Origin of the sequence: Pseudoalteromonas sp. MQS005, from assembly GCF_001661605.1 — a bacterium.
GTDB classification, from domain to species: Bacteria; Pseudomonadota; Gammaproteobacteria; order Enterobacterales; family Alteromonadaceae; genus Pseudoalteromonas; species Pseudoalteromonas tetraodonis.
Window position 1 is genome coordinate 1 of the sequence record NZ_LYRQ01000040.1, and the last position, 12,756, is coordinate 12,756.

9 protein-coding genes and 1 pseudogene are annotated in these 12,756 nt (G+C 38.2%); 7 read left to right on the forward strand and 3 right to left on the reverse strand.

The window, feature by feature from the left end; translation table 11 throughout:
• Nucleotides 1–139 (reverse strand): annotated as a pseudogene (locus A9479_RS20215) (transposase); the annotation flags it as partial.
• Nucleotides 140–545: 406 nt separating this feature from the next.
• Here A9479_RS20215 and A9479_RS13730 point away from each other — a divergent pair.
• From A9479_RS13730 to A9479_RS13740, 3 genes are all read left to right on the forward strand, one after another.
• Nucleotides 546–1,283: a DUF3883 domain-containing protein gene (locus A9479_RS13730; RefSeq protein WP_064663710.1), complete on the forward strand. Its 738-nt coding sequence runs from the start codon at nt 546–548 to the stop codon at nt 1,281–1,283.
• Between the two features lie 247 nt (nt 1,284–1,530).
• On the forward strand, nt 1,531–2,505 hold the full coding sequence (locus A9479_RS13735) for a YafY family protein (protein WP_231893573.1): 975 nt from the start codon (nt 1,531–1,533) through the stop codon (nt 2,503–2,505).
• 81 nt (nt 2,506–2,586) lie between these two features.
• The gene (locus tag A9479_RS13740) at nt 2,587–3,675 is read left to right on the forward strand and encodes a cell division protein FtsZ (RefSeq protein WP_064663711.1); all 1,089 of its coding nucleotides are present in this window, start codon (nt 2,587–2,589) and stop codon (nt 3,673–3,675) included.
• Nucleotides 3,676–3,717: 42 nt separating this feature from the next.
• Here the strand turns inward: A9479_RS13740 and A9479_RS13745 are convergent, their stop codons facing one another.
• The gene (locus tag A9479_RS13745; protein WP_064663712.1) at nt 3,718–5,280 is read right to left on the reverse strand and encodes a tyrosine-type recombinase/integrase; all 1,563 of its coding nucleotides are present in this window, start codon (nt 5,278–5,280) and stop codon (nt 3,718–3,720) included.
• A 123-nt stretch (nt 5,281–5,403) separates the two neighbouring features.
• On the reverse strand, nt 5,404–7,077 hold the full coding sequence (locus A9479_RS13750; RefSeq protein ID WP_064663713.1) for a hypothetical protein: 1,674 nt from the start codon (nt 7,075–7,077) through the stop codon (nt 5,404–5,406).
• A 260-nt stretch (nt 7,078–7,337) separates the two neighbouring features.
• On the opposite strand from A9479_RS13750, the gene A9479_RS13755 reads away from it, so the two are divergent.
• The 4 genes from A9479_RS13755 to A9479_RS13770 all read left to right on the forward strand — a co-directional run bounded on the left by A9479_RS13755 (nt 7,338) and on the right by A9479_RS13770 (nt 12,737).
• Nucleotides 7,338–7,583, forward strand: a complete 246-nt coding sequence (locus A9479_RS13755; protein ID WP_058155766.1) for a YfhL family 4Fe-4S dicluster ferredoxin — start codon at nt 7,338–7,340, stop codon at nt 7,581–7,583.
• Between the two features lie 279 nt (nt 7,584–7,862).
• Entirely contained in the window at nt 7,863–8,582 is a 720-nt protein-coding gene (locus A9479_RS13760; protein WP_064663714.1) for a Sir2 family NAD-dependent protein deacetylase, read from the forward strand.
• Nucleotides 8,583–8,737: 155 nt separating this feature from the next.
• Complete coding sequence (locus A9479_RS13765; protein ID WP_064663715.1) at nt 8,738–9,553, forward strand: TlpA disulfide reductase family protein; 816 nt, start codon at nt 8,738–8,740, stop codon at nt 9,551–9,553.
• Between the two features lie 256 nt (nt 9,554–9,809).
• Nucleotides 9,810–12,737: a TonB-dependent receptor gene (locus A9479_RS13770; RefSeq protein WP_064663716.1), complete on the forward strand. Its 2,928-nt coding sequence runs from the start codon at nt 9,810–9,812 to the stop codon at nt 12,735–12,737.
• Nucleotides 12,738–12,756 lie beyond the last annotated feature (19 nt).

Genomic DNA, 12,756 nt, shown 5'->3' on the forward strand with positions numbered 1-12,756 from the left:
CAGCATTCAAACTGGCACCAGATTGTTCTGCTTCAACTTTAGCTTTCCAGTTATAAAGTAATTTATCTGTGATACTTAAAGACGCTGCTGCCTTAGGTACGCTGTAACCTTTCTCGGTTACCAATGCCACAGCTTCTTGTTTAAATTCTGCTTATTCGTTTTGTCATTTAACACCTCAATAATTGGATTATATTCCATTATTAAAGTGTCCTGTTTGATTAAAGCAGATCAGCCTTAGCTTATCAGACATAGACTGACACTTTGAGGAAGTTCGGACTGGAGCGATTAGGCGACAATAAGGTTGACTAAATATGAGAGTTAATTGATTGACCAAGTTAATCTTTTCTCGTATGTTCATGAAAATGAGCAGCGCGCTCTTTCTGTTCCATTTAACTTTAAAAAAGCTTAAGAAGGCTATGTTATAGTAATACCTTAGGTTGTTTTCTAAGCTACAGGAACTAGATAGATTAGTCTTAGGCTCGCAGAAATATTCGCGATGAAAGAACTATCAAATTATCATCTTTAAATATCAAGAAGGAAACCGAGTGAGCATTTTAACGACACCTGAACTTGCTGAAAAGTTGGCTGGCGGTGATTCTTATATTCGAACCAAGAACAATGTTGTGAAAGGCTTAGCCATTACAACGGAGCTAAACCCTGAGGCGCCAGAAGTTATTGTTGTAGGCGGCGGTCCTAATATAAAAAAAAATGCTAGGTTGTTTTTAGATCAGCAGGAGTATGTACCTGTCTATTTAAAACAGGGAGTGAATGCTTGGAAATTGCTGGGTAAATATAAGGCAGATAAATATTCACAAGACCCCAAGACCATCGAAAAACATCGTCAACATCGTACAGCTGAAGAAGTTGACGGAATACTATTTCTATCGGCAGAAGAAAATTATGAAGTAAAGGTAACTTCCAGCAGCTTCCCCGATTCCAAGAAACGTAAAAAGGTCGAGCTTGCGGCTATTGGTTATGTAATAACACATTATGAGCATCAGGGGTACTCTATATCAGACCGCCAGAGTGACAATTGTGGTTATGACTTATTTGCCGAAAAAGATAAGACTGTTCTTAAAATCGAAGTTAAAGGAACGTCACTTGATGAGCAACGCTTTTTCCTTTCCAAAAATGAGCGAGCTAAGTCAGCTGATCCGCAATGGCGTTTAGCTATTGTTGCAAATGCTATAGATAATCCAAAGTTATCCATATATAACACTAGCGAAATGGAAAAGGCTTTCGATTTCGAGCCTTTGTGTTGGGAATGTAAGATCCCGCTATGATAAAAAGCTAAACAACAAGAACCAAAACAACGGGCTCTTAGCTTCGCTTAATTTTAGCCTGTTATTTGGGTGTCACACATGAATGAAGATATCGAGATCAAAAACTGTCTAGTGAAAGCAGGGTGGTCAGTGAACATCGTGAGCTATTTATAGTAAATGCTAAATGAATTATCTTCTCGTTACAGTATTATAATTAATAGAACCCATTCAGAAAGGTTACCGTTATTTACTAACTAAATGATATGAAATGATTTCAAACCGTCACTTTTCAATTTTAGAGCTTGTGCCAATAGCGCCAAGCTCTATCTCGACCCATCACTTGCAGCAAAAATTGCTTGAACGTGACTTTGATATTTCAATTCGCATGCTACAGAGAGATCTTCAATCACTATACGAGCAGGGTTGTTTTGGGCTTGAAAAAGACACGCGGAGCAAACCGTATGGTTGGTCTATTAACGCGCAGTGGCGAGGCGGTAACGCAAAAGTAATGGGCAGTGAAGTGGCTGAACATTACTTGCTGTTAGAGCAGTTACTACCGCAATCAGTTCCCAGTGATGTTAAACGCTCAGTTCATATTAAAGCAGAGCAGGCTCTTAAACGTTTTAATGGCTATGTGCCTGATTGGCTCTCAACACTGCCTAGGCCTTTATTAAAAATGAATATTGATACTCAGTTAATTGAGCAAATTGAGCATGCGATTAAGTATAAGCGTGCAGTGAGCGCTGATCTTTATAGAGTACTTTATGATGAGGCACATTGGCTAAAATTTGCTGAGTTGAGTTTTTATAACTTAGTTGAGCAAGGCGGTGTGTTAATGGCGCAGTTTATGGTGGGGACGCTTCACGATAAGTGCTATAAAATGCCGGTTTACCGTATGCGCAATGTACACATTTTGCAAAAAACACGACGAGAGCCAAGCACTGAGCAGTTAAAGTCGTTACGTAGTGCGATTAACAAAGGCATGTCGCAAGAAGCGATTGAGTTAATTGTAAAAGTACCTATTCATTCTACGGTTAATCAAGGTTTTATTGAGCTTGGCGATCTGACTGATAAGCAGCAGATTGACGATAAAAACGTATTACTGACCTACCAGACGATTGATACCGAGCAGTTAACCGATGAGTTATTTAAATGTGCTCATTGGCTCGAGGTTATTAAACCTGAAAAGCTGCGGCAAAGAATTACTACAAAGCTTAAAGCGGCGACTGCAAACTACCTTTAATTGATTTTAAACGTTTAGGTGCGTCAAAATTTGACGCACCTATTTGCTATGCTCCTTTAAAAGTTAAGGAGTGATTAAGTTATGTTTCAATTAATTCAGCAAAATGATGGTTTATCAATCGGTGTATTTGGTATTGGTGGGTGCGGTTGTAATACGCTGAACAGTATTTTTGAGCAACGCGAGTCTGAACAGGCGCACTTGTACAGTGTTAATACCGATAAAGTAGTACTTGAGCATACGCAAAGTGATGAAGCGGTACTAATAGGTGCTGAGCTCACACATGGGTATGGTGCCGGAGCAGACCCTAAAGTTGGGCTGCAAGCAGCAGAAGAGAGTAAAGAGCAGCTTTTAACGCTTATTAATGGCTGCGATATAATTCTGTGTGCAACAGGGTTGGGTGGCGGTACTGGGACTGGCGCTAGCCCGTATATTGCACAACTTGCTAGTGAGCAAGGTAAGCCCATTATATTTGTTGCTACATTGCCATTTAGTAGTGAAGGCGAGTTTAGAGGCAATATAGCGCAAACTGGCCTAAATGAACTCAAAGAGCATGCTAATGCGGTTATTACTCTCCCAAACGATCAACTGATTGAGGTGCTTGGTAACGATATAGGATTATTCGATGCGTTTAAACATTCAAACCAAATACTCCATTCACTCATAAAATCATTAATCGATATGCTGTGCTTTCAAGGCCTAATAAACGTAGATTTAAATGATTTTGCGAAAATTATGGATTGCCAAGGCGATGCTGTACTTGGCGTAGGCAAGTGTAATGATGAGAGCGAGCTCACTACTGCACTTGATAGTGCACTCAATAACCCACTGGTTAATCAGGTTGATATGTCGTCAAGTACTGGTGTGATAATACAAGTAAATTGTAAGGAAGAAATTTCATTGGGCAGTTACAACCTCATTACCGATACAGTGCGTCAGCAGGTAAGTCCTAATGCTTTGGTTATTTGTGGTGTGTCAAAAATAGAAAGCTTAGCAACCAGTTATGAGCTGCTAGTTATTGCTACGGGCGCGAGTTCAAAAATGATACTCGATGACAATAAAAGTGAGTCAAGCTCTAAAGTAGTCGCTACTAAGCCAAAAGCATCTGATATTTTTGATATCCCCGCTTTTATAAGAAATCAGTCTGCACCGCCTAGTAAAAGCTCTTTATAGGGTTTGTAAGCAAAGACAAAGTTATATAGCTTTAAGTAAACGCTACTCTAATATTTGCAAAGGACGGCTCTTTTTAAGCTTTTGGGGTAGCTGAACTATATTACTCCAGATAGTGGAATAAGTACTTGTTGTACTTTTTAACTTGGCAGCAACCTTATTAAAACAATCTAATTTTAAAAATGATTTTTGAGTTGTTTTTTTTCTTAACTTAGTTTGCTTTTTAACTTCGTTAAGAATTCCCTTCTCAAATAGGTTAAAGTTTTTGTAAAGTGCTTTTATATCAGTGTTATATAATATATTGGAGTGGTCATAATGTTTACTCATTGGATCATGTTCTGAAACAGAGTGATGTAACATTTTTTTAGATTCAATTTCAGCAATTGTTGATGACCCAATTTTTTTAGTTAGCACTTCTTTCATATGTGATTTTAAAAAGCTGCGCAGTAGTGTTGGAAATGCTCCGGCAGATCCTTTTATATTTATGTTATCTCGCGGGGCCGCCACCATGCCTTTTGGTGCATGATACTTAAGTGCTCGGTTTAAACTCTCTTTACTGATGGGTTTTGAGCCGTCTTTACCATTACAAAATAAGTATGTGCGGTTTCTGTCTGGGTTTAATTTTAATTCTTGTTGTATCGCTTTTTTCATTTCGGATGTAAGTTGTATTTTAAACTCTTTTTGGTTTTTCATAGCACCGCGAGTGGTATGAGTTGTTTCAGGAAACGTCAAAAACTTAGGGTTATCTAAATCATCTATATACGATAGATGAAGGTTGCAAATATTTATGGGTCTTAGCCCAGTAAACATCATCAGTAGTACGGCATTTATTAATGTATTATTTTTAGCTGTTTTTAGGTTTATGTATAGCTGAGAAACAAGAGATATATCAGTATAGGCCTTACAAGGAATAGGCTTCGCCGTTCGAGAAGATATATAATTATTGTCTATTTCTAGGAATGGATTAGTGCCATTATTATATTTATTTTTTGCGAATACCCACAGTTTTTTCATCTGCTCGAATAGCTTAGCCACATGCGGACCACTTTTCTCTGTTAGTAGTCGGTCAAGCGTTGCTTCTATTATTTCAGGCGTAATAGTCTGAAATAACGTATTTTTACCAAATGCATTTTGAATTGCATTAAGGTAAGAGGTATATGTGGTTACTGTGGTTTCAGCTAACTTGCTAGGGCTATGTTTATTAATTGCCTGTAAGTTTTCTACTTGTTTACTCACTACAAATTCTAATGTGAAATTAGAGGTGTTCTTTTTGTATATTTCGGCCGCTTTTAATTTCGCTGCTGAAAAACTCATATCATTAGAATCACCAAGCTTGATATTTTTTATTCCATGTTCTTTTTTAAAATGAGTAAAAAATTTAATAATGCCATCATGTTGGAATACAATTCTTATTTGATCTTTAAGCTGATACTTTGAAAGTCTTCTTCCTTTTTCTTGCGCCAATATAATAGTCGCAAGACTGGCTAGCTCTTCCATTGACTCGTCATTGTACGGTGGCTTAAATGCATTAAATTCAGCCATGCAAAGGTCACGACTTTTAATCGTGACCTCACATGGTTTTATTGAATTTAATACTGATATTGCCATTAATATATAAGCCTTAAAAAAGTTAAAATCATCAAATAACTGATGAGGTATCGCTCTAATAAGGCAATGATATGAAATTAATTTTTTTTACAAAAACTTTGGTAAGTCGAAATTAAACTTTTTTTAATTATTTTTTGCTTTGGCTTCTTGGTCACTTAAATATCTCTCAACGACAGCTCTTCCTTCTTCGGTTAAGATCAAATCTTTTGCTATTCTACCCGTATCACCAAGTGGTTGATTAATGAAGTTCACATAGCTGCCTTTATGAACTAAATGAGCTTTAATTCTATCTCTCAGGGCTTTCTTTTGGTTGTTTTCTTTAAGGTTTTTAGCCTGTTTACTCTGCATACCTGTGAGTCTGAGTTTTTGGCTTTCGAGTTCTTTGGCTCTTTTTAAAATACTTGCTTCATGAATTTTGAATACATTAAATTTTAGCTTTGTTGTAGTGCCAAATAGCTCTTCAGATTTATCATAATTCAAGCCGTTTGGATCGTCCTCTTTTCTGAGGTGATGAAGCGCGAGTCTGGTGAGTTCCTCTGCATGTTTAAAATGATAGCCGTTGGCAACCATAATCGCTTTTGCGTTGGATTTAAAAAAGCTTCGGCACATTGTGCAAAATGCACCTGCAGAGCCTTTCATTACAATATTTCTTAGGTCTCCTTTAACTGCATCAACAGGTGAGTAATCTTTGATGATTTTGTCCAGCGACCTTTTAGCAAATGGTTTGTTAAGATCGCGAGGCTGAAGAAATATGTGATCAGGGTTACAGTTAGGGAGTGCATTTTCCATCCAGCCTCTCTGCTCTAAAATAATGGCGCGCATGGCTTTGGTTAAGGGCAATTTATATTCTTTTTGGTTTTTCATTTCTCCGCGAACTCCGACAACAGATGCCGGAAAGGTAATTAATGTTGGGAAGTCGATACTATTGAGCCACTCCCACTTCATTTGTGGAATATTAATAGGGCGTATACCTGTCAAAATCATGAATCGAGCTGCATTTTTTTGATGTACATTTGGTGCAGATGCAAGGTTTATCCACAATTCAGCTATTGAATCTAAGTCAGTATAAACTTGGCAAGGACGAGGGCTTTCTACACGGTCAGATACGTAAAAGTCATCGATATCAGCTGCTGGGTTTTTACCTGAGTTAAATTTGTTCTTAGCAAATCGCCATACTCTTCTAATCTGTGCAAAAAGCTCGATTGCCTGGTTATTGGACTCTGTCTTGATAATTAAATCTACAATCTTTTCTAACTCTCCAGCTGTAAGGGATTGGAACGCACGCTTAAGTGGGAAATGATGCCTGAGCTTTTTTATTCTGCATTGATATGTTCTGAGCGATGAAGCTGCAAATTTAGTGGGTGCGGTGTTATGACGCTCTATTAAGCTTTGTTCATAAGCATCAAACACAGTTTTAATATTATGATTATTTAAAATACCATATTTCATTTGATCAGTAAGCTGACGTGCTTTTGCTATTGTTAATTCTGGTGCTTCACCTAACTTGGTATTAGCTATGCCAGATGATTTAGGGAAAGCTGAATAAAAAGATACTGTTCCAGATAGGGTAAATATAAGACGAAGATTGTGTTGTGCCTCATATTTCGATAATCGCTTTGTATCTTGTTTCTTAACCTCTTGTTTTGATTTTTCTTTTTCCTCAAAAAAGATGATTTGAGAGGCCAAAATAACACAGCGATTTATGTGCTGCATAGAAAATGGCGATTTAAGTTGCTTCCATTCTAGTTTCGCTTTCGTGTATTGAGCTTTGGTAAGGGTTGATAGTGATTTTTTCACTTTGATTAAACCTATATAAATAAAGGCCTTGCGGCGATTTTTATTGATTAAGATCAACAAAGCAACAGAGAAAGATAGGCATAATTCGCGGCTGTAATTTACACCCAAAAATAAAAATTTGTGTTACTAATTTGTGTTACGATTTAATGAAAAATAGCGGTTTTTTATTAAACTAGAACTGCACAAAAGTTAGCCTTTACACACCTTTGTTTTTACTTATCTTTCTGTTTTATAATGATATTAATTGAAAAGGCTAAAAAATGGCTCTACTCATAAATAATAAATGCATTAACTGTGATATGTGCGACCCCGAGTGCCCAAATGAAGCCATTTATATGGGCGCTAAAATTTATCAAATAGATTCAGATAAATGCACCGAATGTGTGGGTCATTACGACAAGCCAACGTGCGTGAGCGTATGCCCCATTGATTGTATAAAGCCTGACCCTAATCACCGAGAAACTATAGATGAGCTGGCAGAAAAATATGTGAGGTTAATGGGCTAGTTACTTAATTAGTAGATTAATTATATGTTTTTCTGAGAAAGCTAAGTGCATTGTAACTAATTAGTTATTGTTTATTTTTGGCATAGTTCCCACATACAATTAAAAAAGGATTTAAAGTGCTCTTGAGCGAAATTAAAAATATAAAGAGCTTTCTTGGTGCCCAACTTTATTTTCAGCTAAATGGCCGAAGCTTAAATAATTTAATAGCTAAAGAGTAAAGGTCACAAATATACAATCTTATAAAGTATTATAGGGTTATTGAATATAAGAGATGACTTTATGAATACATTATACATTACTGGAGCAGGTGTAAGTGCTGCTAGCGGTATTCCCACCTTTCGCGGTGAAGATGGCTTTTGGACTATTGGTAGTAAAAACTATACGCCAATGGAAATGGCGACACGTGCAATGTATGAAAATAATCCAAGTGAGTTTTTAGCTTGGTATTATCATCGCTTTGCAACTTATCGTCATCATGGTCCTAACGAAGTGCATCATTGGCTTAGTGATAAAAACTTAATAACTCAAAATATTGATGGGCTAGATGGTAAGGCGGGTAATAAAAATTACATTGCGATTCATGGTCGGCTTGATCAAATGACTGTATTTCATCATCAAGGTGATAAAGTTACACCACAAGCTACGCTATGGAGTAATGTTGATGAGAGCAACTTACATCGCTCTCTACTTGCGTTATTCAATATTGAAAACCATCAGCCAAAGCTTAATCATTCTTTAAAGCCCTTTGTGTTGTTATTTGATGAATATTACACCGAGCTATACCGCATTACTGAAGCGCAGCAGCGAATGATTGATGCCGATAAAATGGTGTTTATGGGTACTTCGTTCAGCGTTAATATTACCCAAATGGCATTAGAGATTGCACGTAATTACGCTATTCCTATTGAAATTGTTGATCCTGAACCTACTCATGTATTGCACTCAAATGTAAGTTATAAAAAAATGACTGCGTTGGAGTACATACAGCAACAAGGTTAACTAGGTAAATAGGTTTTGTATTGCTGCTGGTATACATAACCTATTATGCGTTATTAATAATCAGTACAGCTTAGGCTATGTTATTGTTAGCCTTTAATTCACACTATGTACCGGTTATTTTAAGTACTAAAATACATTATAAGTAGACGACAGCAATGTTAAGTATTTCTCTTGGGCCTTTGGTTATTTCCATTTCACAGTTGATCATTTTTTTAGGGTTAGGCATTTTTTGGGGGCTTACCTATTTATTGACACGCCAACATCCATTACAAAAAGCGACTTTAGACACTGTTTTTAAAGCAATTGTGGTGGGCTTTTTAGTCTCGCGGTTAGCGTTTGTGTTTACTATGTGGGATGCCTATCAAGGTAACTGGTGGCAGCTTTTTAATATTAGCGATGGCGGCTTTATTGGTTATTATGGCTGGCTCAGCGGTATAGTGGTTTTAGCATTTTATGCACGTGGTAAAAAAGCGGTAATGAAAAACTATGCTATTGCTGGGTTTGTTGGTTTTTGTTCAATGATTATTCCTAATTTTGCGCTGTCTATTTACCAAACGGGTGTGCAGTTACCGCAGTCTGTTGTGCATAATATTCAAGGGCAGCAAGTTAACTTACAAAACTTCAAAGGTAAGCCGGTGGTGATTAACTTTTGGGCGTCTTGGTGTCCGCCGTGTCGAAAAGAAATGCCGGTACTGCAAGCGGCTCAAAAAAATAATCCAAACATTACAGTGGCGTTTGTCAATCAAGGCGAAGACTTACACACGGTAAAAGCGTTCCTTGATGAACAGCAACTCGACCTAAATCATGTGTTTTTTGATCAAAGTAGTAATGTGAGTCGCGAATCAGGTGCTGCGGGCTTACCAACCACTTTGTTTTATAATAGCCAAGGTGAGTTAGTTACCAGTCATATGGGAGAACTTTCTCATGCGAGTTTAGGCTATTATATTCAGGCTATTAGTGATAAAAAATAACGGTGTATTGCTGTTTAATCGCGTCATTCCTTTTTTATGCTCTTTTAATAAGCAGCTAAATAGCAATTTTGCTGCTTAACTTCCTACCTTTATTCGAATTGACTATTTTTTGATAGTTTATTCAGTTACTTATCAGTTTACATTAACAAACTATTAAGTTTGGTTGTGTAAAATACAGCTACTTTTTTCGTATCAACTTTAGCCGGTACGCTCATCTTTAAGTATTAACTGTATTTTAAATGGAACTGTTAAAACTATGACCGCTCATCGGATAACCCACGCTGCACATCACTCTCTTCCACTTTTTATTAAATCAACGCTATGCGTGTCTATTCTATCTGTTGTCAATCATGCATATGCTGATGAAGCAGAAGATAAAACATTAAAAAGCAAAGATATGGAAGTCATTGAGGTGCGTGGTATTCGTTCCAGTATGGCGGCTAATTTAGATATAAAGCGTTTATCGAGCTCTGTGGTTGATGCCATAACAGCAGAAGATATTGGTAAGTTTCCTGATAAAAATGTCGCTGATTCATTACAACGCGTACCTGGCGTGGTGATTGACCGTGACGGAGGCGAAGGCTCATCGGTAAGTATTAGGGGGTTATCATCTGAGCTAACCTTTTCTCAGCTAAATGGTAATTTTATTGCGTCATCACCAGGTGAGCCGTCTCGCTCATTTGATTATGCATTACTGCCCTCAGCCATGATTGAAAGCGTGGAAGTGTATAAATCGCCAGAAGCGCGTTTAGATGAGGGGGGCGTAGGCGGCACGGTATTAATGCATAGTCGTAAACCGCTGAGTATGGAGGCAAACTCTGGGGTAATTAACATTGAAAGCACCTATGCCGATGTGACTGAAGAATCTGAGCCGCAGTTAACCGCGCTTTATTCTTGGAAGAACGAGGCTGATACCTTTGGCATGTTGTTTGGTTATACCTCACAAAAACGCACTAACCGAACTCTCTCAGGAGGCACAGATGCAAACGTATGGCGCTTTGCCGGTGATAACCCGGTAGATACCAATGGCGAGCTGGTTGAAAACAATAATCAGTGGGACTCAATAAGTGATGCTCAGGGTAATAATTATAACGATGTTTGGTTTCCTCAAGTGGTTCGTGGCTCAATTGTAAACGAATTACGTGAGCGAGAAGGGGTGCAATTTAGCACGCAGTGGCGCCCAACCAGCCGTGTTGAAATTGGCTTTAACTATTTTGGATTTTCACTTGATAAAAATAGAACAGAGTCGGTGATTGATATACCTGAATGGTCTTTAAATCCTGACTTTTTAACCGATGTAAGTTTGGATGAGTCGGGCACTATTATCAATGGGATGCAATTTGATGCAGCTGCGAGTGGCGCAGAGAATGATATGCAATTGCCGTGGATGCGAGGCCGTTATGTACGTGAAGAGTCGACCTCAGACACCTTTGATTTTAATTTAACCTATGAAGGCGATTATTTTAAAGCCCGTTTTGTGGCGGGCAATACGCGCTCTGAAGGCGGGCCAAAGGAGAGTTGGGAAGCGGCGTATAAAAGTTCAAACGCCGGTGAAAATGAAAGCCGTATAGAAAATGCATCGCAAACAGCGGGTTGGCAAATTAATGAAAACGATATTAGTTTAAATATAGACCCTAATACGCTAGCAAACCTACTTAATGGCGTGGGAGGCGGTCGCGATCCGGGCTCGTCAAATTCAAGTTTTGTACGCAGTGAACTCGAAGAAGATTACTACCAAGCTGACTTTGATATTTATACCGATTGGGGCATTTTAAGAACAATTAAAACCGGCGTAAAGTACCGAGAAGCTACACTGCATCGCGAAACCGGTAATACCTTCTTTTTAGATCCTAATTTTGATATTGCTGCAGGAGAAGCCAGCGAGGGGGGGATCACACGTTTTGACAGTTATCAGTGGAATAACGGTATGCCACTAGCACAAGATGTGTTTATTAACGAAGGTAACATTGCTGGTGGTTTTAATATAAACCAAATGCCCGGTATTGATTGGCAAAAATATCGTGACATTGTGACCAGTCATTATGTGCCGTATACACGCAAAGAAGATAACTTTATTTATGATATTGAAGAGCAAATAGCGGCGTTTTATCTGCAAGGTGACTTTGAGTTTAATAGCGTGCGAGGTAATTTAGGGGTGCGTGTGGTGCGCACTAAAACCATGACATCATCAACCGACCTATATACTTATTTATTAGATCATACTGATGATGACAGCGGCGAGCCGGTAACGGGAGATGATCGATTTGTTGAAGACTATCAACTTATTACTCAAGAGAGTACCGATACTCAAATTCTTCCTAGCTTTAATATTGCGTGGGATATAAGTGATGATGTAGTGGTGCGAGGCGCGGTTGCGAAAGTGATGTCTCGCCCTGATTATGCCGATTTAGGCGCACAACAACGCATCACGTTTGTCTCAGATGAGTGGGCAGACGATAGAGCTGAGTTTAATGAAATTCCGGGTTTTAGTGGCAGTGGCGGTAATAAAAACTTAAAGCCATTTGAGTCGGTGCAAGCTGATTTATCTATTGAATATTACTACAGCGAAGGCTCTGCCATTGGTTTAGCGCTGTTTCATAAAACTGTTGATAATTTTGTTGTACCCTTAGTCATTGATGTAAAACAAGATTTTGCTGGTAAAGAGGGCATTGTTGAGGCAGGAAATATTACTATATCGCCATATAGCACAGTAGGTAATGGCACTGATGCCGTATCTAAAGGGGCGGAAGTATTTATACAGCATGCCTTTGATAGTGGTTTTGGTTTTTATGCAAACTACACTTATAACAAAACCAATAAAGCCGATGTAGAAGTGGATGGTAAAGAGTTTGGTAAATCGCCACTAATAGGCAGTGCTAAGTATCAATACAATACCTCGATATATTATGAGGGAGATGCCTTTAATATTCGAGCTTCTTATAATAAACGCGGTGAAACTGTGTTGGGTTTAAATAGCGGCTTAAATGTATACCAAGACCCATACGAGCAAGTTGATGTAAATGCTTCGATTAATTTATTAGAGGATTTGAGTTTGACCGCTGCAGTTATTAATTTAACTAAATCTGAGTCGGTAAAGCGCCTAGGTAACGATACAGAGTCTCGGTTATTAAACTCAAGCTATTCGGGAAGACGTTATTATGCGGGCATAAACTACCGTTTTTAAGCTGAGTGTGTTGAGTTTG